Source organism: Hyphomicrobiales bacterium, from assembly GCA_030688605.1.
Taxonomy (GTDB): Bacteria; Pseudomonadota; Alphaproteobacteria; order Rhizobiales; family NORP267; genus JAUYJB01.
The window spans coordinates 17219-38480 of the sequence record JAUYJB010000117.1 but is presented as its reverse complement, the minus strand read 5'-3'; the positions used below and the strand labels follow the sequence as shown (position 1 = coordinate 38480).

22 protein-coding genes, 1 tRNA gene and 1 pseudogene are annotated in these 21262 nt (G+C 66.2%); 8 read left to right on the top strand and 16 right to left on the bottom strand.

Annotated elements, in window-relative coordinates; all coding sequences use genetic code 11:
- On the bottom strand, nucleotides 1-344 hold a 344-nt coding region (locus Q8P46_12555; GenBank protein MDP2620984.1), incomplete at its 3' end, for an ATP phosphoribosyltransferase regulatory subunit.
- A 188-nt stretch (nucleotides 345-532) separates the two neighbouring features.
- Here Q8P46_12555 and Q8P46_12550 point away from each other — a divergent pair.
- The 3 genes from Q8P46_12550 (at nucleotide 533) to mepA (ending at nucleotide 3366) form a co-directional block, all read left to right on the top strand.
- Nucleotides 533-883 carry a hypothetical protein gene (locus Q8P46_12550; protein ID MDP2620983.1) on the top strand — a complete coding sequence of 117 codons (351 nt, stop codon included), beginning with the start codon at nucleotides 533-535 and terminating at the stop codon, nucleotides 881-883.
- Between the two features lie 198 nt (nucleotides 884-1081).
- Complete coding sequence (locus Q8P46_12545; protein ID MDP2620982.1) at nucleotides 1082-1717, top strand: L,D-transpeptidase; 636 nt, start codon at nucleotides 1082-1084, stop codon at nucleotides 1715-1717.
- A gap of 713 nt (nucleotides 1718-2430) precedes the next feature.
- Nucleotides 2431-3366: a penicillin-insensitive murein endopeptidase gene (gene mepA / locus Q8P46_12540; protein MDP2620981.1), complete on the top strand. Its 936-nt coding sequence runs from the start codon at nucleotides 2431-2433 to the stop codon at nucleotides 3364-3366.
- Here mepA and Q8P46_12535 read toward each other — a convergent pair.
- The 4 genes from Q8P46_12535 to Q8P46_12520 all read right to left on the bottom strand — a co-directional run bounded on the left by Q8P46_12535 (nucleotide 3314) and on the right by Q8P46_12520 (nucleotide 6520).
- Complete coding sequence (locus tag Q8P46_12535; GenBank protein ID MDP2620980.1) at nucleotides 3314-3919, bottom strand: NUDIX hydrolase; 606 nt, start codon at nucleotides 3917-3919, stop codon at nucleotides 3314-3316. The genes mepA and Q8P46_12535 overlap by 53 nt on opposite strands.
- A gap of 3 nt (nucleotides 3920-3922) precedes the next feature.
- On the bottom strand, nucleotides 3923-4582 hold the full coding sequence (msrA, locus tag Q8P46_12530; protein ID MDP2620979.1) for a peptide-methionine (S)-S-oxide reductase MsrA: 660 nt from the start codon (nucleotides 4580-4582) through the stop codon (nucleotides 3923-3925).
- Between the two features lie 85 nt (nucleotides 4583-4667).
- Nucleotides 4668-5879, bottom strand: coding sequence for a threonine synthase (locus Q8P46_12525; GenBank protein MDP2620978.1), 1212 nt, complete (start codon nucleotides 5877-5879; stop codon nucleotides 4668-4670).
- Entirely contained in the window at nucleotides 5876-6520 is a 645-nt protein-coding gene (locus tag Q8P46_12520; protein ID MDP2620977.1) for a LysE family translocator, read from the bottom strand. Before Q8P46_12520 ends, Q8P46_12525 begins: the two co-directional genes overlap by 4 nt.
- Nucleotides 6521-6702: 182 nt before the next feature.
- On the opposite strand from Q8P46_12520, the gene Q8P46_12515 reads away from it, so the two are divergent.
- On the top strand, nucleotides 6703-7920 hold the full coding sequence (locus Q8P46_12515) for an argininosuccinate synthase (GenBank protein ID MDP2620976.1): 1218 nt from the start codon (nucleotides 6703-6705) through the stop codon (nucleotides 7918-7920).
- Here the strand turns inward: Q8P46_12515 and pheT are convergent.
- From pheT to rpmI, 4 genes are all read right to left on the bottom strand, one after another.
- The gene (pheT, locus tag Q8P46_12510; GenBank protein ID MDP2620975.1) at nucleotides 7917-10328 is read right to left on the bottom strand and encodes a phenylalanine--tRNA ligase subunit beta; all 2412 of its coding nucleotides are present in this window, start codon (nucleotides 10326-10328) and stop codon (nucleotides 7917-7919) included. The two genes, Q8P46_12515 and pheT, sit on opposite strands and share 4 nt — an antisense overlap.
- Entirely contained in the window at nucleotides 10325-11407 is a 1083-nt protein-coding gene (gene pheS, locus Q8P46_12505; GenBank protein ID MDP2620974.1) for a phenylalanine--tRNA ligase subunit alpha, read from the bottom strand. The genes pheT and pheS overlap by 4 nt, the downstream gene beginning before the upstream one ends.
- Nucleotides 11408-11535: 128 nt before the next feature.
- Nucleotides 11536-11892 (bottom strand): 50S ribosomal protein L20, encoded by a 357-nt coding sequence (gene rplT, locus Q8P46_12500; GenBank protein MDP2620973.1) that lies wholly within the window; start codon nucleotides 11890-11892, stop codon nucleotides 11536-11538.
- A 47-nt stretch (nucleotides 11893-11939) separates the two neighbouring features.
- Nucleotides 11940-12134 (bottom strand): 50S ribosomal protein L35, encoded by a 195-nt coding sequence (gene rpmI, locus Q8P46_12495; GenBank protein ID MDP2620972.1) that lies wholly within the window; start codon nucleotides 12132-12134, stop codon nucleotides 11940-11942.
- Nucleotides 12135-12456: 322 nt separating this feature from the next.
- Here rpmI and Q8P46_12490 point away from each other — a divergent pair, with 322 nt between their 5' ends.
- Nucleotides 12457-12954 carry a hypothetical protein gene (locus Q8P46_12490; GenBank protein ID MDP2620971.1) on the top strand — a complete coding sequence of 166 codons (498 nt, stop codon included), beginning with the start codon at nucleotides 12457-12459 and terminating at the stop codon, nucleotides 12952-12954.
- A 6-nt stretch (nucleotides 12955-12960) separates the two neighbouring features.
- Here Q8P46_12490 and Q8P46_12485 read toward each other — a convergent pair whose 3' ends face one another.
- The 6 genes from Q8P46_12485 to Q8P46_12460 form a co-directional block, all read right to left on the bottom strand.
- A complete protein-coding gene (locus Q8P46_12485; GenBank protein MDP2620970.1) occupies nucleotides 12961-13578 on the bottom strand; it encodes an isoprenylcysteine carboxylmethyltransferase family protein in 618 nt (205 codons plus the stop codon).
- A 76-nt stretch (nucleotides 13579-13654) separates the two neighbouring features.
- A complete protein-coding gene (infC, locus tag Q8P46_12480) occupies nucleotides 13655-14170 on the bottom strand; it encodes a translation initiation factor IF-3 (GenBank protein ID MDP2620969.1) in 516 nt (171 codons plus the stop codon).
- 121 nt (nucleotides 14171-14291) lie between these two features.
- The gene (locus Q8P46_12475) at nucleotides 14292-15488 is read right to left on the bottom strand and encodes a glycosyltransferase family 4 protein (GenBank protein MDP2620968.1); all 1197 of its coding nucleotides are present in this window, start codon (nucleotides 15486-15488) and stop codon (nucleotides 14292-14294) included.
- 127 nt (nucleotides 15489-15615) lie between these two features.
- Nucleotides 15616-16527 (bottom strand): SDR family oxidoreductase, encoded by a 912-nt coding sequence (locus Q8P46_12470; protein MDP2620967.1) that lies wholly within the window; start codon nucleotides 16525-16527, stop codon nucleotides 15616-15618.
- Entirely contained in the window at nucleotides 16509-17627 is a 1119-nt protein-coding gene (gene queG, locus Q8P46_12465; protein ID MDP2620966.1) for a tRNA epoxyqueuosine(34) reductase QueG, read from the bottom strand. The genes Q8P46_12470 and queG overlap by 19 nt, the downstream gene beginning before the upstream one ends.
- Nucleotides 17627-18307: a glutathione S-transferase family protein gene (locus Q8P46_12460; GenBank protein MDP2620965.1), complete on the bottom strand. Its 681-nt coding sequence runs from the start codon at nucleotides 18305-18307 to the stop codon at nucleotides 17627-17629. Before Q8P46_12460 ends, queG begins: the two co-directional genes overlap by 1 nt.
- A gap of 133 nt (nucleotides 18308-18440) precedes the next feature.
- Between Q8P46_12460 and Q8P46_12455 the strand changes: the two are divergent.
- Nucleotides 18441-19226, top strand: a pseudogene (locus tag Q8P46_12455) (undecaprenyl-diphosphate phosphatase).
- A 51-nt stretch (nucleotides 19227-19277) separates the two neighbouring features.
- Here the strand turns inward: Q8P46_12455 and Q8P46_12450 are convergent.
- Nucleotides 19278-20252 (bottom strand): complex I NDUFA9 subunit family protein, encoded by a 975-nt coding sequence (locus Q8P46_12450; GenBank protein ID MDP2620964.1) that lies wholly within the window; start codon nucleotides 20250-20252, stop codon nucleotides 19278-19280.
- 225 nt (nucleotides 20253-20477) lie between these two features.
- Here Q8P46_12450 and Q8P46_12445 point away from each other — a divergent pair.
- Nucleotides 20478-20564, top strand: a tRNA-Leu gene (locus tag Q8P46_12445).
- A gap of 26 nt (nucleotides 20565-20590) precedes the next feature.
- Complete coding sequence (locus Q8P46_12440) at nucleotides 20591-21202, top strand: ribonuclease D (GenBank protein MDP2620963.1); 612 nt, start codon at nucleotides 20591-20593, stop codon at nucleotides 21200-21202.
- The last annotated feature ends 60 nt before the right edge of the window (nucleotides 21203-21262 follow it).

Genomic DNA, 21262 nt, shown 5'->3' with positions numbered 1-21262 from the left:
TTCTCGGCGACGTAGCGGGCAAGCGGCGCGGTCAGGTCGTAGCGGAGCGACAGCCACTCTCCCTTCCCGGTCGCGGCGGGGCCGCTCCTCGCCTCTTGCCCCTCATCGTCGTCCCGGAACGAAAACACGCCCTCGTTCGGCCGGTCCTCGTCGGGCAGGAACTTGCCGAGCGCGTCGGTGTACTCGATGAGCGGCGTCTCGACCGGCTCGAAGCCGTAGCGCTCATAGACGCGCCGGATCGTCTCCAGCAGGACACGCTGGGCGGCAAGCTCGGCCGGCCCGCGGTCGGCAAAGCCACGCGGCAGACGAGCCGATACGCGCGCCGCTTTCTTGTCCTTACCCATGTCAACGCCCTGGAATCCTTGGAAATCGCCCGCCTGTGGGGCCATCATCGACTATCCGGCGGTATAGGCTGCGGGGTTTAGAGCATTATCCGGCCCGGAACAAGATCAACGCAGCCGCCGGTTGCGCGGCCGGGGCGCGGTCATGCTATCTTTTGGCGGCCCTTCGGAAGACGGTGCGGAGAGGTAGGATGCGGTTGGCGGTCATTTTCCTCGCGGCTTTGCTCGCGGTCCCCGGCCTTTCGGGCCCGGCGGTGGCGGAGACGCTGATGGAGAAGGCCGAGCTGTGGGGGGAACTCCATGCCGCGGCGATCTATTGCAGGCAGCAGGACACCAACGATTTCGGACGCGCCGCCATGAACTATCTCCGGCGGCGCGCCGGCGGCACGGCGGAGTTCAACCGGCTGCGCGACGCCTACGGGGTGAAGGCGGTGCTGACCGCCCTCAAGCCGCCGAGCCGCGCGGCGGGGGGAAGCTGCTCCGGTTTTTCCCGGAAGTACCAGGAGGTCTGGCAGATCCTGCGCGGCCAGACGGGCGGCTAGGACCGGGTCCGTTCCTCGCGCCGTACCTGGCTTAGGCCGGCAAATCTTTGCTAACCAAAGATTCAATGAAATCAGTTCTTTGCCTTGGCTTTCACCAATTCCTTGCGGTTGCCGCCGAAAATGCCGGCGATGCGCGCAATGCCGCGCTCCATGTGTTCAGGGTGACGGGAGGTGCCGCCGCGCCGGCGGCAAGTGAGTATGACGGATCGTTCGAAGGGCGTTACCGCCAAGCCTGTAGTTTTCGCCACGTTGCTGGCCGCCGCCATCGCCTATATGACGTCGCAGCCGGCCGCCGCCGCGCGCATCCAGGACCCGGCCGGGCCGGTGGTGATTTGGGGCTCGGCCCAGTTTGCCGCCCGCACCGACGCCAGGGCGCCGGCGTCCCGCGACCGTACGGTCTATGCGCGCCAGGTGGTTAAGGTGCAATCGTCGCACCCGCCCGGCACCATCCTGATCGATACCGAGCGCCGCTTCCTCTATCTCGTTCAGGAGGGCGGCACGGCGGTCCGCTACGGGGTCGGCGTCGGCCGGCCGGGCTTCGAGTGGTCCGGCACGCACAGCGTCAGCCGCAAGGCGGAATGGCCGGATTGGGTGCCGCCGGAACAGATGCGCATCCGCCAGCCCTTCCTGCCGGCCTACATGCCCGGCGGCCCGGACAATCCGCTCGGCGCGCGGGCGCTCTATATCGGCTCGACACTGTATCGAATCCACGGAACCAACGAGGCCACCACCATCGGCGAAGCCGTCTCCTCGGGCTGCATCCGGATGCTCAACGAGGACGTCATCGACCTTTACAATCGCGTCGACGTGGGCACCAAGGTGGTCGTCTTTTGATGCTTGAGATCAATAGCCCGGCTCAGTGAAAGCCAGGGAGGCGAAAAGGGCGGTCCACCGGGCCGCCCTTTCTTTTCGCGTTTCTGCGCCTTACGCGAAGCCAGGTGGGGGTGAAACCGCGCCCCCTTTTCACCTTCCGTTTACCGTGATTCTCGAAACCGAGCTCGTTTTTTCGCGGTTTTCCGCGAATCCCATTCAAAACTTATCCTCGCTCTCCGGAGCGCCCTTAGACTCACAGGCATCTTCTCCCACGCGGGGGCGCGGTCTGGATCCGACACCGCCCACGGGGAGAGGAGCGGCGCCTCCGGCGGGTTTGCGTTTATTGAGTCGGCACGGCCACCCGGGGAGGCCGTCCAGGCCGCCCGTCCCGCACGATGGCGGGGCTGCCCGTGAAGGCTTGAGGCTGGGCTTAAGGCGGCCGGGCTAGCCCCTATCTCGAAAGAGCCCTGGGGCGGTCAAGGCGGCTGAAGAGCCCGCGCGCCCGCGCCCCTTTGGGCGAAGGGGGAAGAATAAGGCAAAACCCGGATCTTTCCAGATCGCGGCAACGGCGACGCTTGCCCTCTTCTTCAAGGGCGACTTTCGTTTGGCTCTTTGACAGGGGAACAGCGCCGGGTTAACCGGCTGGTCAACAGTGCGGTGCACAGTTGCGGGCGCTTGCAGCAGGCCTACCGTTGCGTACAGGATAGGTGGTCCGTGACGCGGAGTGGATGGGCATGACGGTTCGGCATGTCGAGATGGCGGCGTTGGCGCTCGCCGCGCTGCTCGTGGCGGCGCCCGCCCATGCCGGCGATCCCCCGCCGGCCAAGGAGCTGTTCGGCCACGCCTCGGAGCCCGCCGACATGAAGCCGCAGGCGATCGGCGGCTACACCCGCGGCTGCCTTGCCGGTGCGGTGGAACTGCCGACCGACGGGCCGTTCCACCAGGTGATGCGCACAAGCCGCAACCGCAATTGGGGTCACCCGTCGCTCAACGACTTCCTCGAAAAGCTGGCGCAAAAGGCGCATGAGGTCGCGGGCTGGCCGGGGCTTCTCATCGGCGATCTGGCGCAGCCGCGCGGCGGGCCGATGCTGACCGGCCATGCCAGCCACCAGATCGGGCTCGACGCCGACATCTGGCTGATGCCGGCGCCGCCGCGCCGCTACACGGACGAAGAGCGCGAGGAGGTGAGCGCCGTTTCGGTGATCGGCGCCAAGGCGGAGGTCCCGGAAGGCAATTGGAAGATCGACCCGACCTTGTGGTCGGCCGGCCAGACGGAGGTCATCAAGGCGGCCGCCGGCGATCCTCGCGTCGCACGCATCTTCGTGCACCCGGCGATCAAGCGCGCGCTTTGCAAGAGCGCCGGCAAGGACCGCGCTTGGCTGCGCAAGGTGCGGCCCTGGTACGGCCACCACTACCATTTCCACGTCCGGCTCTCCTGCCCGCCGGGGAGCACCGGATGCACCAACCAGGCGGCTCCGCCGCCGGGCGACGGCTGCGATGCCTCGCTCGACTGGTGGTTCACCGAGGCGCCCTACAGAAAGCCGGACAAGCCGGTGAAGCCGAAGCCGCCCTTGCGGCTCGCCGACCTGCCGAAGGCCTGCAAGTCCGTCTACGAGGCTAAACCGACGAAAATAGTTCCGGCTTCCGCCGCCGCAGCGCCTGGACAATGACCAGGGTCTTGGCGTCGAGGATGCTGCCGTCGTCGGCCATGCGCGCCAGCCTGTCGAGCGGCACTTCGACGGTCTCGATATCCTCGCTCTCATGATCGACGACGACGCCGTCTTGCGCCCGCCCGCCGGGCGCGTAACGGGCGAGAAACAGATGCATGCGTTCGGTCAGCGTGCCGGGCGAGGAGAACACCGCGCCGATACGCTCAAGATCGGTGATGGCGTAGCCGGTCTCCTCCAGCGCCTCGCGCCGGGCGCAGTCGGCCGGCGTTTCGCCCGGGTCGATGAGGCCGGCGCAAGCCTCCCATAAGCGCTCCTTGTGGCCGTTGAGATAGGCTGGAAGGCGAAACTGGCGCACCAGGAGAACAGTGCGCCGGGCCGGATCGAAGGGCAGCACCGCGATCCCGTCGCCGTGGTCGTTGACCTCCCAGGAGATGGATTGCCAGCCGCCGTCGCGGCGCTTCAGGTCGAAGTCGACGAGCGACAGGCGCGACCAGTGCTGCGAGAGAATGCGGGTGTTGCGGATGCGCACGTCCGGGCGGTCGTCGCCGCTCATCGATCACGACCCGGCAGTGGCTTGCTCGCTGCCCGCGCAGACCACGCCGGTGCCGCCGAGACCGCAATAGCCGCCGGGGTTCTTGGCGAGATATTGCTGGTGATAGTCCTCGGCGAAATAGAACGGTCCCGCGTCCTTGATCTCGGTGGTGATCGGCGGATAGCCGGCCTTTCGCAGCGCCGCCTGATAGCGGGCAAGCGACGTCTGGGCCGCTTCGCGCTGGGCGTCCGAATAGACGTAGATGCCGGAGCGGTACTGGGTGCCGACATCGTTGCCCTGCCGCATGCCCTGGGTCGGCACGTGGCCCTCCCAGAACGCCTTCAGGAGCTTTTCGTAGCTGATCTTTTTCGGGTCGAAGACGATAAGGACCACCTCGTTGTGGCCGGTCATCCCGGAGCAGACTTCCCTGTAGGTCGGGTTCGGCGTATGGCCGCCGGCATAGCCGACCGCGGTGACGAACACGCCGGGAAGCTGCCAGAACAGCTTTTCCGCGCCCCAGAAGCAGCCGAGCCCGAACAGCGCCTTCTCGTGGCCCTCGGGATAGGGGCCTTTCAGCGGCGCGCCGTTGACATGGTGGCGCTCGGCGGTGGGGATCGGCTGTTCGCGTCCGGGCAGCGCGTCGTCCGGGCGCGGGACTTCCAGGGGCTTTGAGCTGAAGAACATGGTGTGCCTCGCCATTCAAGACTCTCGTATCTCAAATGCGATCATAGCTGTTGAAGCCCGATGCCGCGACCATTCAGATGGCGCCTCAGGCAAGGGCCGCGGCATCGAAGGGCTTAGTGACGTCGAGGCTCGATGTGACCTCGGGCATGGGATATTTCAAGCCGGAGCCGCAATTGAACAAGACAGCCCGGTCGCCGGTCACAACCCGGCCCTCGGCGAGCGCCTTCTTCCAGGCCGCATAGGTGGCGGCCCCCTCCGGGCACAGGAGAAGGCCTTCCTTCCCCGCCACCTCGGCGCGGGCAGCCTCGATTGCCTCGTCCTCGACCGCGATGGCGAAACCGTTCGATTCGCGCACCGCTTTCAGAATGAGGAAGTCGCCGATCGCGGCCGGCACGCGGATGCCGGACGCCACGGTGTATGCATCGGGCCACGGTTCGGCATGGTCTGCGCCGGCCTCATAGGCCTTGACGATGGGCGCGCAGCCGGCGGCCTGCACCGCCACCATGCGCGGCTTTTTTGCGCCGAGCCAGCCAATCGCCTCAAGCTCGGCGAACGCCTTCCACATGCCGATGAGGCCGGTACCGCCGCCGGTCGGATAGAAGATGACGTCGGGCACCTGCCAGCCGAGCTGTTCGGCAAGCTCGATCCCCATCGTCTTCTTGCCCTCGATGCGGTAGGGCTCCTTCAGGGTCGACATGTCGAACCAGCCCATCCGATCCTTGCCGGCGGCGACAATCCGGCCGCAATCGTTGATGAGGCCGTTGACGCGCCACACCTTGGCCCCCTGCAGCGCGATCTCGGAGACGTTCACCTCCGGCGTGTCGGCGGGACAAAAGACGAAGGTCTCGATGCCGGCCCGCGTTCCGTAGGCGGCGAGCGCGGCGCCCGCATTGCCGTTGGTCGGCATCGCCGCGCGCCTAACACCGAGCGCCTTGGCCATCGACACCGCCAGCGCCAGCCCGCGCGCCTTGAAGGAGCCGGTCGGAAGCCGGCCCTCGTCCTTGACCAGAAGCTCAGCCCCTTTCGGCACAAGCTTGCCGAGGCCGATCAGCGGCGTCATCACCTCGCCGAGCGAAACGATGTGCGCTGCATCGCGCACCGGCAAAAGCTCGCGGTAGCGCCACAGGTCCTGCGGGCGCGCGCAAAGATCCTCGCGACGCACCGCCTCCTTGACGGCAGCAAGGTCGTAGCGCACCAGCAGCGGCTTGCCCGCGCGGGACAGATTATGGAGTTCGTCCGCTTCATGCCGCTCGCCGGTGGCCGCGCATTCGAGATGGGTGAGGAAGGATGCACTCATCCGCGCCCCGGCTCCAGTAGCAGCCTTGCCGCAAACGCGGCGAACACGCTGGCGAACAGCCAGTCGACGACGCGGACCGCGCGCGGCGAGCGTTTCGCGAAAGCCGCGATCCGGTCGGCCGTCAAGATCATCAGGGCACAGAGCGGAAACGCCAGAGCCATGAAATAGAGGCCGAGGAAGAACAGCTTCTCAGGCGCGCTCGGGTCGCCGGCCGAGACGAACTGCGGCAGGAAGGTGACGAAGAACAGCACGATCTTCGGGTTGGTCAGATTGACGCCGACCCCCTTGAGATAGACCTGCGCGCCAGTTTCCGGCCGCAGCCGCAGCCGGTCCAGATTGAGCGCCGAGCCGTGGCGGATGGCGTCGACCGCCAGCCACAACAGGTAAAGTGCGCCGACGATCTTGAGGATGCCGAAGGCGGTGGCCGAATTCATCACCAGGGCCGACAGGCCGAAGGCGGCGAGAAGCGTGTGCACCACGCTGCCTGAAAACGCGCCCAGCATCGCCATCAGCCCGGCGCGCCTGCCTTGCGCCAGCGTCTTGCCCAGGAACAGAACCATGTCCGGGCCCGGCGTGATGGTCAGCACTAGGCTGGCGAGCGTGAACGCCGCCAGCACCGAAGGGCTCTGGACGAAATCCATGGCGCTTCCCCGTTTGATTAGACCCTCTCGTAAACCTGAAACGGCGCCGCCGCCAGCCGGTTCTTGTGCCCGATGCGTCGAGAGGCTTGTCGCCCCGGCGCCTTCGCCTATAGTGCGCGCGAATTCGCGACCGGCGCGGGCGTCACCGCCCCGCGCCGGCTCCCCAGATGAGGTCTCGACCGATGAGCGACATCAAGAAGGTGGTGCTTGCCTATTCCGGCGGGCTCGACACCTCGATCATCCTGAAATGGCTGCAGGAGACCTATGGCTGCGAGGTCGTCACCTTCACCGCCGATCTCGGCCAGGGCGAAGAGCTGGAGCCGGCGCGCAAAAAGGCCGAGATGCTCGGCATCGAGGATATCCATATCGAGGATCTGCGCGAGGAATTCGTGCGCGATTTCGTCTTCCCCATGTTCCGGGCAAACGCACTCTATGAGGGCGTCTATCTTCTCGGCACCTCGATCGCCCGGCCGCTGATCGCCAAGCGCCTGGTGGAGATCGCGGCCGAGACGGGGGCCGACGCCGTCTCCCACGGCGCCACCGGCAAGGGCAACGACCAGGTCCGCTTCGAGCTTTCCGCCTATGCGCTTAACCCGGACATCAAGATCATTGCGCCGTGGCGGGAGTGGACCTTCAAGTCGCGCGCCGACCTGATCGCCTTTGCCGAGCAGCACCAGATCCCGCTGCCCAAGGACAAGCGCGGCGAGGCGCCGTTTTCCGTCGACGCCAACCTGCTGCACTCCTCATCGGAGGGAAAGGTGCTCGAGGACCCGTGGGTCGAGCCGCCGGCTTACGTCTTCCAGCGCACGGTCAGCCCGGAGGAGGCGCCGGACAAGGCGACCGAAATCGAGATCGAATTCAGAGAGGGAGACCCGGTCGCGCTTGACGGCAAGGCGCTGACGCCGGCCTCGCTGCTTTCGGCGCTCAACGATCTCGGCCGCGACAACGGCATCGGCCGGGTCGACCTGGTCGAGAACCGCTTCGTCGGCATGAAGTCGCGCGGCATCTACGAGACGCCCGGCGGCACCATCCTCCACGCCGCCCACCGGGCGATGGAATCGCTGACGCTCGACCGCGAAGCCATGCACCTGAAGGACCAGCTCATGCCGCGCTACGCGGAGCTCGTCTATTACGGCTTCTGGTTTTCGCCCGAGCGCGAGATGCTGCAGGCGCTCATCGACAAGAGCCAGGCGCAGGTCGAGGGCACGGTGCGGCTGAAGCTCTACAAGGGCAATGTCATCGTCACCGGCCGCAAGAGCGAAAAATCGCTCTATTCCGATGCGCTCGTCACCTTCGAGGACGACCGCGGCGCCTACGACCAGAAGGCCGCGGAAGGCTTCATCCGCCTCAATGCCCTGCGCCTCAGGACGCTCGCGGCGCGGAAGCGGAAGGGCGATTAAGTCCGCAGCACGCCGCCGGTCGCCTTGTTGACCTGGGCGACGATCTTCCGCGCCACCGCCTCGATTTCCTCGTCCGTCAGCGTCTTTTCGCGCGGCTGAAGCGTGACCTCGATGGCCAGCGACTTCTTGCCCTCGCCGATGGCCTCTCCGGTGAAGACGTCGAAGAGATTGACCTCGGCGATCAGCGCCTTGTCGGCGCTCCTGGCGGCGCGCAGAAGGTCTGCCGCCCGAACACCCTCGTCGACCACGAAGGCGAAGTCGCGGCGCACCGGATGCAAATCGGAGATGTCGAGTGGCGGCCGCGTTCGGGTGGCGCGGGCGCGCGGCGCGGGGATGGCTTCAAGGAAGATTTCGAAGCCGACGACCGGCCCGCTGGCGTCGAGCACCTGGAGCACGCCGGGGTGCAGCTCGCCGAAATGGGCGAGAACGGTCTTGAGCCCAAGTTGCAAGAGGCCGGAGCGGCCGGGGTGATACCAGTCGGGCGCCGCGTCCGAGACCTGCAGGCTGTCGACCGGGGCACCGGCGGCGGCAAGCGCGGCCAGCGCGTCTGCCTTTGCATCGAATACGTCGACGGGCCGGAATCTCTCCGCCCAGTGGCGGCCTGAGCCGGCCATACGGGCCGAGCCGCGGCGGATGCCGCTGGCGACCATGAACTGGTCCTCCGGCCGGTCGCCGGCATAGGCCGGCCCGACCTCGAACAGCGCCACATCGTCGCTGCCGCGGTCGGCGTTGCGCTGGGCGGCCATGATCAGGCCGGGCAGCAGGCTGGGGCGCATCGCCGCCAAGTCGGGCGAGATCGGGTTGGCGAGTGCCAAGTCGCGAGCCCCGCCGCCGAAGCTTTTCGCGTGGTTTGCGGCGACAAACGACCACCTCACGGCTTCCAGCATACCGCGGCCGGCTAGCGCCCGGCGCACATGGCGGCGGCGGTTCTGTTCCAGCGTCAGCACCGGCGTGGCGACGCCGTGCGGCCGCGTCATCGGCGCGGCCGGCACCTTGTCGATGCCGAAGATGCGCACGACCTCCTCGACGAGGTCGGCCGCGCCCTGCACGTCGGGCCGCCAGCTCGGCACCGTGACCTTGTGCGCCTTGGCGCCCGAGACGCGAAAGCCGAGGCTCTCTAAGATAGCCTTGGTCTTGGCGGCCGGCAGCGTCAGGCCGCCGAGGCGCTTCACATGGCCGGGATCGAACGTCACGCTGCGTTTTTCGTCGGGGATCTTGCCGGCAAGGACGACCTCGCTCGGTTCGCCGCCGGTGAGCTCGAGCACCATGCGGGTGGCAAGCTCGAGGCCGGGCACGTTGAAGGCCGGGTCGACGCCGCGCTCGAAGCGGTAGCGGGCATCCGACTGGATTGAGAGCTTGCGGCCGGTCTCGGCGATATTGTCCGGCACCCACAAGGCCGATTCGATGAGCACGTCTGTGGTCTCGGCGGTGCAGCCTGAATGCGCGCCGCCCATGATGCCGGAAAGCGACTCGACGCCCGTCTCGTCGGCGATGACGCACATGGAAGGGTCGAACGTGTAAGTGCGCCCGTCGAGCGCCAGCAGGCTCTCGCCCTTTTTGGCGCGGCGCACGGTCAGATCGCCCTTGACCTTGGCGAAATCGAAGACGTGCAGCGGCCTTCCGCGGTCGTAAGTAACGTAATTGGTGATGTCGACGAGCGCGTTGATCGGCCTTAGGCCGATGGCGTGCAGCCGGTGCTGCATCCAATCCGGGCTCGGGCCGTTGTTGACGCCGCGCACCAGGCGCAACGCGAAGGCCGGGCAGAGCGGTTCGGTGTCGCCGAATTCGAGCCTCACCTTCGTCGGACAGGGATAGGCGCCCTTGACCGGCGGGATCGGCGCCTCTTTGAGCGTGCCGAGGCCGGCCGCGGCAAGATCGCGGGCGACGCCATGGACGCCGAGACAGTCGGGCCGGTTCGGCGTGATGGCGATGTCGATGACCGGATCGTCGAGGCCCAGCACCTTGGCGAACGGCGTGCCGATCTCGGCCTCGGCGTCGATCTCAATGATGCCGGTATGCTCGTCGGAAAGTCCCATTTCGCGTTCCGAACACAGCATGCCGTTCGATTCGACCCCGCGGATGGCGGCGGCCGTCAGCTCAAGCCCGGTACCGGGAAGCACCGTGCCGACTGGCGCGAACACGCCCTTCATGCCGGCGCGCGCATTGGGCGCCCCGCAGACGACCTGCACCAGCCCCTTGCCGGCATCGACCAAGCAGACCTTGAGCCGGTCGGCGTTGGGGTGCTGCTCGGCGCTGACGACCGAGGCGACCGTGAAGGGCGCGAATTTCTCCGAAGGGTCGTCGACCTCCTCGACCTCGAGCCCGATCATGGTGAGCTTGTCGACGATCTGGGCCAAGCTCGTCTCGGTGTCGAGATGATCCTTCAGCCAAGAGAGCGTGAACTTCATGCCGACAGCCCCCCGAACAGGGTCGGCAGGTCGAGCGGCCGGAAGCCGTAATGCCTGATCCAGCGCACATCGGCGTCGAAGAAGGCGCGCAGGTCCGGCATGCCGTATTTCAGCATCGCCATCCGGTCGAGCCCCATGCCCCAGGCGAAGCCCTGATAGACGTCCGGGTCAAGACCCACATAGCGCAGTACATTGGGGTGGACCATGCCGCAGCCCAGGATCTCCATCCACTCATCGCCCTCGCCGAAGCGCACTTCCTTGCCGACATGGGTGCAGGCGATGTCGACCTCCATCGACGGCTCGGTGAAGGGGAAGTGGCTGGGGCGGAAGCGCATCCGCACCTCCTCGACCTCGAAGAAGGCGCGGCAGAATTCCTGCAGCACCCATTTAAGGTGGCCCAGATGGGTCTCGGTATCGATGACCAGACCCTCGAGCTGGTGGAACATCGGGGTATGGGTCTGGTCGGAATCGCAGCGATAGGTGCGTCCGGGCACGACGATGCGGATCGGCGGTGCGACCTTCTCCATGGTACGGATCTGCACCGGACTCGTATGGGTCCTCAAGAGCAGCCGGCTGCCATCCTCCTTCTCGTGGAAATAGAAGGTGTCGTGCATCTGCCGGGCCGGGTGCTCGGGCGGAATGTTGAGCGCGGTGAAGTTGTAATAGTCGGTCTCGATATCCGGCCCCTCGGCGATGGAGAAGCCGAGATCGGCGCAGATGGCGGTTACCTCGTCGACCACTTGGCTCACCGGGTGGATGCGCCCTTCGGCAAGCGGGCCCGGCCGCACCGGCAGGCTGACATCGACGCGCTCGGTGGCAAGCTGCGCATCGAGGGCATGTCTGCGCAGCACCGCGCGTCGTTCCTGGATCGCCTCGTTGAAGCGGTCGCGCAGGGTGTTGAGCGTCGGGCCCATGACCGCGCGCTCCTTCGCGCTCATGGAACCGAGCCCCTTGAGCAGTTCGCTCAGACTGCCCTTCTTGCCGAGCACGGCGACGCGCACCGTCTCCAGCGCCGCTTCGTCGCCGGCCTTGTCGATGGCGGCGAGCGTTTTGCTTTCCAGTTGTTGCAGATCAGCCATTATGGCCTCGCGATCTTAGGACTCCTCTTCCCACTTGCCGCCCCGACGGGACGGACGCCACGCGCGGCCGGGACGCCGCGGTGAGCGGCGCCACCGGCGGGCCTCGGCGAGACGGGGGAGCCGGCGGATCAGCTAAGCGCGGCCTGGGCCTTGTCCGCCAGGGCGCTGAACGCCTCCGGCTCCCGGACCGCGAGATCGGCCAACACCTTGCGGTCGATCTCGATGCCCGCCTTGCCGAGGCCGTTGATAAATCGGCCATAGGTCAAGCCGTTCTGCCGGGCGGCGGCGTTGATGCGCTGGATCCACAGGGCGCGAAAATTGCGCTTGCGGTTGCGCCGGTCGCGGTAGGCGTATTGGCCGGCCTTCTCGACCGCCTGCTTGGCGACGCGGATGGTGTTCTTGCGCCGGCCGTAATAGCCCTTGGCCTTGCCCAGGACCTTTTTGTGGCGAGCGTGGGCGGTGACGCCCCGTTTGACGCGTGACATGGCGATTCTCCGTCAGAAAGGATGCGCGCACAGCTTCGTCCCGGCCCTCAGCCGTTGAGAAACTGCCGGATGATCTTCGCATCCTGCGGCGACAGGATCGTCGTGCCGCGCTGGTTGCGGATCTGCTTGTTGGTGCGTTTGATCATGCCGTGCTGCTTGCCTGCCTGATTGGCCCTCACCTTGCCGGTCGCGGTCAGGCGGAACCGCTTTTTCGCTCCGCTCTTGCTTTTCAATTTGGGCATTTTGCTCTACTCCTTGCAGTCCTGGTCGGTCGCGCGGATCAACCTTGCGTCCGAGAGCATTTCGAGCCGCCACGGCATGCCCGTCGATGCCAGGGGTGCGCTTGGCGCAGTGGAACCTCGCGTTGAAGGCCGGTCGGCTCGTCGGCGGCGCGGTTATAGGCGCGGGCGCGGCGAAACACAAGAGCCGCACCGCCGCTCGGCGTGAAGCATACCGTGGCCCGGCGCGTGACGGCTTTCAAGCCCGTTTAGCGGGCGCGTGCGGAAGGGGAAGACAAAGGGGCGAGGAATGAGAGTTCATGCGTTAGTTCTTGTTTTGACTTTCTTGGCGATCGGTCCCATCGGATGCACATGGTTCTCGGACACGGAGGGGCTCGAGGCGCAGCTCGACACCAAGGCGAAGGCCAAGCCGAAGGCCGATCCGAAACAGAAGGCGCGCGCTGCCGCAACCGCCAGTCCACCGCCGCAGACCGCCAGCAGCCCGCCTGCCGCCGCGCTCTCCGCCGCCGAGGTCACGTCGTTGTTGACCGGCAACAGCATGTATGCCGGCGACGGCAATTTCCAGTTCGCGGCCCTGCATCAGACAGACGGCGCGCTGAAGGGGAAGACTTGGAACGGCGAGACGACGGAAACGGGCACCGGCAATTGGAGGGTCGAGCCGAACGGCGCCTATTGCCGCAAATGGGAAAACAGCTGGGCAGGCGGCGAATGGGGCTGTTTCAAGGTGTTTCGCCACGGCAACGCGCTGACCATGGAGCGCGTCTCTGGCAACGGCGCTAACGGCGAGATGACCCTGGTCGACGGCAACGCCTACGACCTTTAGACGCCCTTACGGCAGGATGATCGGAGTCGCGAACACACCTAGCGACTGCAGCCATTCAATCGCTTCGAAGACCGGATAGGCGAGGAAGAACAGGCTCGCCTCGAGCGTGGCGCGCACCACCAGCCGCGGCGTCACGGTGATATTCTTGATGTCGTGCCAGCGGCGGAAATCGGGGATGAACCGGGGCACCTCGCGCAGATAGCGCGCATAGTCCTCTTCGTACTTCTGCGCCAGGAACGCCTCCTCGTGGGCCACCACCCAGCGGAAAACGACATAGGAGATGGCAAACAGAATCAGCCCCATCACGACGCTGCCGGCGCCCGCGCCAATGCCGACAATGCCGATAAAGGAGAACAGATAGAGCGGGTTGCGGACGATCGAATAGGGTCCTTCGCGCACAAGCTCGTTGATCTTGCGCCCGCCGATATAGAGCGTCGACCAGGCCCGGCCGAGAATGCAGAAAAGGATCAGGAAAAGGCCGGTATCCTCGATCGCCTCGTGCACCGCGCCGGCTTCGATCCAGTAGGAGCGGATGAACAGGACGGCGACGGCGATGATCGCGACCAGTCCGGCAAGCAACTGCTTGCGGCGGATCTGAACCGCGCGCAGGGTCAGGGTACTCATCGAGATAACGATTCTCTGGGACGGCGGTCCATCAACATGGCCGTTGGCGGGCGGAATTCAAGTGCGACAATGCACCTCACCGAGGCGCCAGCACCATGACCATCTGGCGGCCTTCGAGCTTCGGCTCGACCTCCACCTTGGCCATTTCTCCGACCTGCTCGCGGACCCGGTGGAGCAGCGCCAGGCCGAGCTCCTGGTGGGCCATCTCGCGGCCCCGGAAGCGCAGCGTCACCTTGACCTTGTCGCCCTCCTCGAAGAACCGCTTCATCGACCGCATCTTGACGTCGTAGTCGTGGGTATCGATGTTCGGCCGCATCTTGATTTCCTTGATCTCGACGGTCTTCTGTTTCTTACGCGCCTCGGCCGCCTTCTTCTGAGCCTGGAACTTGTACTTGCCATAATCGAGGATCTTGCACACCGGCGGTTCGGCGTTGGGCGAGATTTCCACCAGATCGAGGCCCGCCTCGCCGGCCCGGTCGAGCGCGTCCTGCAAATCTACGGCGCCTCTGTTTTCGCCATTCTCATCGATCAGCTGAACCTTTTCGGCAGTAATCAGCTCGTTGACACGCGGGCCCTCGCGAGTCGGAGCCACGGATCTCGTGGGACGTCTGGCTATTGGATGGTCTCCCTCATTGCGCGCCGGCCCCCCACCCCGGGCGGCCTTGCGCTGTTACTTGGTGCAAGATACGGGATAAGATCGAAAAGTCGATCAATCATGTCAATAAGCGACCCTGCCTGGCAGCGAGATTTCCATACAGCGCCAGTGTCGCCTCGGTGAGCCGCTTCAATGTGAAGGTCGAGCGGACCCATTCGCTGCCACGCGCGCCCATGGCCCGGCGTTTGGCCTCCGGCATGCGCAAAATCTGTTCGAGGCAACGGCCGAGCGCGGCCGCGTCGCCGGCGGGAAAGGTGAGGCCCGAGGCCGCATCCGTCGGCACCTGTGGCGGCGCGCGGACGACTTCCCGCCCCGGCCCGACATCGGCGACAATGACCGGCGTGCCCATCGCCTGGGCTTCCAGCATGACGCGTGGAAATCCTTCCGGCGCCGTCATCGCCAGGACGCATATCATGGCAAGGCTGTAGGCCGCCGGCATGTCGGAAACATGGCCGGCAAATGTGACTTGAGCGTGAAGTCCGCGCGCCGCGATGTGGCGCTCGAGCCCATCGCGGAAGGCACTTTTCGGCTGATCGTCACCGGCAAAGACGAGCCGCACCCGCCGCCGCAGATCCGGTTCAAGCCCGGCAACCGCGTCGATTAGGATCATATGGCCCTTGCGCCGGCTGATCCGTCCCGGCAGCAGGACGACAAGATCGTCGGGCCCCGTCCCCCAGGCCTTAGCCAACGCCTGGATGCGCGCCGCGCCGACGGCGTCCGGGTCGAAGCGCTCCGGATCGACGCTGCGATGGATGACGTGGATCCGCTCCTCGGGAATGCCGTAGCGCCGGCGGATCAGACCCGCCACCCAGTCGGAAACCGCGATTACCGCAGCACCGCGCACCATGACGCTGTTATAGAGCCGCTTCAAGGCGCCGCTCTCCTCATGGCTTGCATGGTGGGTGGTCATGAAGACGGCGCCCGCGCGCCGTGCGGCGAAGTAGCTCGACCAGGCCGGCGCACGGCTGCGGGCATGGACGATGTCGACCGACTCCCGTCGGATGAGCCGGGCCAGACGGCCGATATTGAGGACCATCGCCAGCGGGTTCTTGGATGCGACCGGCAAGGTGACATGCTCGCCGCCGGCTCTTCTGAGCGCCTCGACCATCCGCCCCCCTTCGGAGACGACGATGGCGCGGTGGCCGGCGGCGACAAGGGCATCGGCAACCTGAAGACAGCCGAGCTCGGCGCCTCCCGCGTGCAGCTGCGGGATGACCTGAAGAACCGTCAGCTTGCGCGGTGCGGTGGCCTTCACGCTCGTTTCCCCGCGCCGCGCCCCGCGGCACCGCCGCCGTCATCGTGAAGCTGTGTGCAAATTTGCGGGCGCCCTCACTCATGCTTCGCCAGCCATGACAGATAGAATGCCGGCGGGTCGACCGCAATCACTCATTCTCGCCCTCATCGCCGCCGTCGAACAGCGCGGTCAGACCGTCGCGGTAGTTGCGATATTTGAGCCGGACGCCAAGCTCGCGCTTGATGCGCGCATTGCGACACCTCTTGTTTTCCGCATAGAAGCTCTTCGCCATCGGCGACAGGTCCGCCGTTGCCAAGGGCTCTTCCGGCGGCGGCGCAAGGCTCAGCAACCGGGCGGCGAAGATGATCGCGTCCTGCGGCGGCGCCGGCTCGTCGTCGCACACATTATAGATGCGCGGCAATGCCGGCGGGTTGGCGATGGAGGCGGACAGCACGGCGGCGATATCGCCGACATGGATGCGGTTGAAGACCTGTCCCGGCTTGATGATGCGCCGCGCCTCGCCGCGCTTGAGCCTGTCGAGCGAGCTGCGTCCCGGACCGTAGATGCCGGCGAGGCGAAAGACCGCCAGCGGAATTCCCGTTTGCGCGCCGAGTTCCGTCCAGGCGCGCTCGGCCTCGAGGCGGCGGCGGCCACGGGCGGTCACCGGCTCAGGCTTCGTCTCCTCGTCGACCCAGGCGCCGCCATGATCGCCATAGACGCCGATGGTGGATAGATAGCCGATCCATTTCAGATGACGGGCTTCCGCGGCGATGTCGGCGCCGTGGCATGACAGCACCGGACAGCCGGCCTCTTCCGGCGGCACCGAGACCAGGATGTGGCTTGCCTCGGAAAGCGCGGCGCGCACCGCTTCGCTGGGCGCGGTTCCGTCGAAGGCAAGCGTCGCAATTCGGCTGTCGGTCAGGGTGGCCTTGCCGCCGCGGCGAACGGTTCCGCCGACCTGCCAGCCCTGGCCGAGCAGGCCTTCCGCCAGCGCCTGCGCCGAATAGCCGAGACCGAAACAGAAAAGGCGCGGCATGGCGGTCAGCTCGCCTCGATCCATTCCGATCGCACCGCCTCGTCGCCTTCGCCGGCAAGCTTGCGATCCCGCAGGACTGCGAATTCTTGCGGTTTTAGGAGCTGCGCCAAGGCCCAGACCGCCATGGCGCGGATGAGGGGAGAGCCGTCGGCCAGCAGGGGCCTTGCGGCTTTCGCCAGCGCTGGCTTGCCGGAATTGCCGATGGCGATGAGCACATTGCGGACGAACCGGTCACGCCCGATGCGCTTGATCGGAGAGCCGGTGAACAGTTTGCGGAAACCGGCATCGTCGAGAGCGGCCAGATCGGCGAGCTTCGACGCGCGCAGCACCGCGCGGGCGTGGAACTTCGCCTCGCGCGCCTTGCTCGCGAATTTGTTCCACGGGCATATCGCCAGACAATCGTCGCAGCCATAGATGCGGTTTCCCATCGCGGCGCGGAACTCGGCCGCGATGTGCCCCTTATGCTCGATGGTGAGATAGGAGATGCAGCGGCGCGCATCGAGCCGGTAGGGAGCCGGGAAGGCGTCGGTCGGGCAGATGTCGAGGCAGGCCCGGCAGCTGCCGCAATAGTCGTGCTCCGGCGCGTCGGCGGTGAGTTCCGCCGTGGTGAAGATCGTGCCAAGGAACAGCCACGAGCCATATCGGCGCGAGACGAGGTTGGTGTGCTTACCCTGCCAGCCGATGCCGGCAGCTTCCGCGAGCGGCTTTTCCATCACCGGGGCGGTATCCACGAACACCTTGACGGCAGCGCCGGTGCGGGCCGCAAACCGGCCTGCGATCTGCTTCAGCTTGCCCTTGACGACATCGTGGTAGTCGCGGTTTTGCGCATAGACGGAAATGGTTCCCCGGTCCGCCCTGGCAAGCGCCGCCAGCGGGTCCTCGCCGGGGCCGTAATTCATCGCCAGCATGATGATCGAGCGCGCCTCGCCCCACAGCTTTGCGGGCGCCGCGCGGGGCGCCTCGCTCACCTTCATCCAACCCATCTCGCCGTGAAAGCCGGCCTTGAGAAAGCGGCGCAGGCGGGCCGGCGCCTCGGGGATCGCGTCGGGCCGCGTCACCCCGACAACGTCGAAACCCATGGCGCGGGCGTCTTTGCGAAGTTGCGCTTCCGCCGCGCCGCGCATCAAAAGTCGAGGTCGGCATAGGCCGCAGGCGGCGGCATGCCGCGGATCTGGTCGCACAGCAGCGGCCGGAAGGACGGCCGCGACTTGATGCGCGCATACCAATTGCGGGCATCCATGTTCTCCTCCCAGGGCACGTGACCGAGATAGTCGACGCTGGACAGATGCGCCGCCGCGGCAAGATCCGCATAGGACAATTGCTCGCCCGCGAGCCAGTTCCGTTGCCTCGCCAGATAGCCGACATAGTTGAGATGATGACGGACATTGGCAAGCCCCGCGCGCACCGCGGCGGCGTTGGGCGGGCCGCCGCCCATCTCGCGCGGCATGAAGCGGCGGTCGATTTTTTCGCCAACCAGGTTCTGCGACACTTCCTGGTTAAATTTCTGGTCGAACCAGGCGACGAGCCGGCGCACCTCGGCGCGGTCGCGGGGCGCCTCCGGCATCAAGAGGCCGGGATCGCGGGTCTCGGACAGATATTCCGCAATCGCCCCGTCGCCCGCCACCACGGTGCCGTCATCGTCGACCAGCACCGGCACGGTGCCGGCCGGGTTGAGGAGCAGGAAATCCTCACGCCGGTCCCACGGGTGCTCCTCGACGAAATCGGCGGCAAGCCCGTACTCGCCGAGCGCAAGCCGGATCGTCCTCGAAAACGGGCAAAGCGGGAAATGATAGAGGGTTACCATGAATAACAGGCCACATCCGGGCGAGCCGCCGCCCCACTGGCAAAAAACAATGTGAATGGACGAGCGGTTCCCGTATAGAACCCGAATCGGGCCGGAACAAGCCGTTTCGTGCCGCCGCCGGACGGGACCGATCATGGATGGCAAGACGATCATCGACGCCCTGATTCTCGGAATCATCGAGGGTCTTACGGAATTCATCCCGGTCTCGTCGACGGCGCATCTGCTGCTTGCCGGACGCTTCCTCGGCTTCGAAAGCGCGGGCAAGGCCTTCGAGGTGCTGATCCAGCTCGGCGCCATCCTGGCGCTCTTGTCGCTCTACGCCGCCCGGCTGTGGCAGCTCCTCACCGAGCTGCCGCGCGAGCCCCGCACCCAGCGATTTGTGATCGGCGTTGTCATCGCCTTCCTGCCTGCAGCCATCCTCGGCGTGTCGTTCCACCGCGTCATCACCGAGGTTTTCTTCGAGTCGCTGGTCCTGATCTGCGTTGCCCTGATCGTCGGCGGCGTCGCGCTCTTGTGGCTCGACCGGCTCGCCTTGAAGCCCCGCTATCACGACATCATGAACTATCCGCTCAAGCTCTGCCTCGGCATCGGCCTGTTCCAGACCTTGTCGCTGATCCCCGGCGTGTCGCGCTCCGGCGCGACCATCGCCGGCGCCCTCGTGTTGGGCACCGACAAGCGCTCGGCGGCGGAATATTCCTTCTTCCTCGCCATGCCGACCATGGCCGGCGCCTTCGTCTACGACCTCTACAAGAACTTCGATGCCATCGACGCCGACGCGGCGCTGATCATCGCCATCGGCTTCGTCACCGCCTTCATTTCGGCGTTGTTCGTGGTGCGTGGCTTCCTCGGCTTTGTCAGCCGGCACGGCTTCGCGCTGTTCGCCTGGTGGCGCATCGTCGTCGGCTTCGCCGGCCTCGCCATCGCGTTTTCCCTGCCCGAGGGCCCGGTGTCGCAGGCGAGTGATGCCGCCTCAGACCATCCTGCGGTGCGCGAACTGGCCGGATTTGCGGAAGCAGTAGAGATAGCTCGGCAGGATCGCGTCCATGGCGCGCGGACCGATGCCGAGGCCCTGCAGGGTGCGGCCGGCGGCGGTGGCCTCCTCGGAAACGACATTGTCGCGGGCGAGTTGCCTGACCTGGTCGACCGTTAATGGCGGCTTCGGCAGGAGCTGGAGAAAAAATGCCTGAAACTTGGCGATGGGCAAGGGAATGGAGACGATCCACCGCCGGCGTTCGATAATCGCCAGCATCTTCTCCATCAGCTCGCGGAAGGTCGCCACCTCCGGGCCGCCCAACTCGTAGATCTTGCCCGGCTTCGCCCGGCCTTCGACGGCGGCGAGGAACGCTTCGGCCACATCGCCCACGAACACCGGCTGAAACCGCGTCTTGGCGCCGACCAGCGGAACCACCGGCGAGATGCGGGCCATGGCCGCGAAGCGGTTGAAGAATTCATCCTCGGGCCCGAAGATGATCGAGGGACGAATGATCACGGCGCCGGGAAAGGCCGCCTTGACGGCCGCCTCGCCGGCTGCCTTGGTACGGGCATAGGCGGAAGGGGACTGCGGGTCGGCGCCGATGGCCGACATGTGCACGACATGCTGCGCTCCCGCCGCAGCGGCCGCCTCGGCGATGGCGCCGGCGCCTTTATCATGGACCGCGGCAAAGCGCTGGCGTCCGCTCTCGGCAAGAATTCCGACCAGATTGATCACCGCCCAGACGCCGGTGACCGCGCGGTCGATGGACTCACGGCTTCGCACATTGGCCTGCACGGCGTGGATCTGGCCGACATTTCCGAGCGGCTGCAGATGGCCGGCAAGATCCGGCCGGCGCACCGCGACCCGTATCCGATGGCCGCGCTGGGCCAGCGCCCGAACGATATGGCGGCCGACAAAGCCGGAGCCGCCGAAGACCGTGATCAGCCGGTCGCTGTTTGAACCCTTCGTCATGATACCCTCGCCGATCTTGACGTCCCGCTCGGCGCGCGCGCGACCGCGCGCGGCTAGCGACGATCGCGTCTTGCCGGCGGCATTTCAGATATACCGAAGGGGGCGGGCTGTACAGGCTCTGGGCGCCCCCGCAACGATCGCACGCAACCTTTCGTCTCGCTTGAAATTGCCGCCCGGCGCCCCAATTGACAAGCGCGGTGGTGGTGCCTTAAGGAACCCTTCATTGCCCAGGTGGCGGAACTGGTAGACGCGCTGGCTTCAGGTGCCAGTGGCCGCAAGGCCGTGGAAGTTCGAGTCTTCTCCTGGGCACCAGCATTGGGCGCGCAAGGCGCAGGATCATGACGATCACGCTGCACCAGGGGGATCTGCCGGACGGACTGAGTTTCGGCGCCTCTGTCGCCGTCGACACCGAGACATTGGGTCTCAATCCGCTCCGCGACCGGCTGTGTCTGGTGCAGCTTTCCGCCGGCGACGGCAGCGCCCATCTGGTGCAAGTGCCCAAGCAGGGCATCGCGGCGCCGAACCTCTGCCGGCTCTTCGCCGACCGGGCGGTGCAAAAGATCTTTCACTTCGGACGCTTCGACATGGCCATGCTCGATCACGCCCTCGGCGTCATGCCGGAACCGGTCTTCTGCACCAAGATCGCCTCCAAGCTGACCCGTACCTACACCGACCGGCACAGCCTCAAGGAGCTGGCGCGGGAGCTCATCGGCATCGACCTTTCCAAGCAGCAGCAGAGTTCCGATTGGGGGGCGCCGGAGCTGAGCCAGGCGCAACTGGAATATGCGGCCGCCGACGTGCAGCACCTGCACGCGCTGCGCGACAGGCTCACGGAGATGCTGAAACGGGAAGGACGCTTGCAGCTGGCGCAGGCCTGCTTCGCCTTCCTTCCGACCCGCGTCCGGCTCGACCTCGCCGGCTTTACGGACGACGACCTGTTCGCCCATTAATGCCGACTACCGATACGCCCAAAAATAATCATAGTTTGCGGCAAGTTTGATTCATCGTTC

Excerpts from the sequence above, each read along its gene's own strand:
- Q8P46_12550 (MDP2620983.1), top strand. The coding sequence starts at position 533 with ATGCGGTTGGCGGTCATTTTCCTCGCGGCTTTGCTCGCGGTCCCCGGC.
- Q8P46_12545 (MDP2620982.1), top strand. The coding sequence starts at position 1,082 with ATGACGGATCGTTCGAAGGGCGTTACCGCCAAGCCTGTAGTTTTCGCC.
- mepA (MDP2620981.1), top strand. The coding sequence starts at position 2,431 with ATGACGGTTCGGCATGTCGAGATGGCGGCGTTGGCGCTCGCCGCGCTG.
- Q8P46_12535 (MDP2620980.1), bottom strand. The coding sequence starts at position 3,919 with ATGAGCGGCGACGACCGCCCGGACGTGCGCATCCGCAACACCCGCATT.
- msrA (MDP2620979.1), bottom strand. The coding sequence starts at position 4,582 with ATGTTCTTCAGCTCAAAGCCCCTGGAAGTCCCGCGCCCGGACGACGCG.
- Q8P46_12525 (MDP2620978.1), bottom strand. The coding sequence starts at position 5,879 with ATGAGTGCATCCTTCCTCACCCATCTCGAATGCGCGGCCACCGGCGAG.
- Q8P46_12520 (MDP2620977.1), bottom strand. The coding sequence starts at position 6,520 with ATGGATTTCGTCCAGAGCCCTTCGGTGCTGGCGGCGTTCACGCTCGCC.
- Q8P46_12515 (MDP2620976.1), top strand. The coding sequence starts at position 6,703 with ATGAGCGACATCAAGAAGGTGGTGCTTGCCTATTCCGGCGGGCTCGAC.
- pheT (MDP2620975.1), bottom strand. The coding sequence starts at position 10,328 with ATGAAGTTCACGCTCTCTTGGCTGAAGGATCATCTCGACACCGAGACG.
- pheS (MDP2620974.1), bottom strand. The coding sequence starts at position 11,407 with ATGGCTGATCTGCAACAACTGGAAAGCAAAACGCTCGCCGCCATCGAC.
- rplT (MDP2620973.1), bottom strand. The coding sequence starts at position 11,892 with ATGTCACGCGTCAAACGGGGCGTCACCGCCCACGCTCGCCACAAAAAG.
- rpmI (MDP2620972.1), bottom strand. The coding sequence starts at position 12,134 with ATGCCCAAATTGAAAAGCAAGAGCGGAGCGAAAAAGCGGTTCCGCCTG.
- Q8P46_12485 (MDP2620970.1), bottom strand. The coding sequence starts at position 13,578 with ATGAGTACCCTGACCCTGCGCGCGGTTCAGATCCGCCGCAAGCAGTTG.
- Q8P46_12470 (MDP2620967.1), bottom strand. The coding sequence starts at position 16,527 with ATGGATCGAGGCGAGCTGACCGCCATGCCGCGCCTTTTCTGTTTCGGT.
- queG (MDP2620966.1), bottom strand. The coding sequence starts at position 17,627 with ATGCGCGGCGCGGCGGAAGCGCAACTTCGCAAAGACGCCCGCGCCATG.
- Q8P46_12460 (MDP2620965.1), bottom strand. The coding sequence starts at position 18,307 with ATGGTAACCCTCTATCATTTCCCGCTTTGCCCGTTTTCGAGGACGATC.
- Q8P46_12450 (MDP2620964.1), bottom strand. The coding sequence starts at position 20,252 with ATGACGAAGGGTTCAAACAGCGACCGGCTGATCACGGTCTTCGGCGGC.
- Q8P46_12440 (MDP2620963.1), top strand. The coding sequence starts at position 20,591 with ATGACGATCACGCTGCACCAGGGGGATCTGCCGGACGGACTGAGTTTC.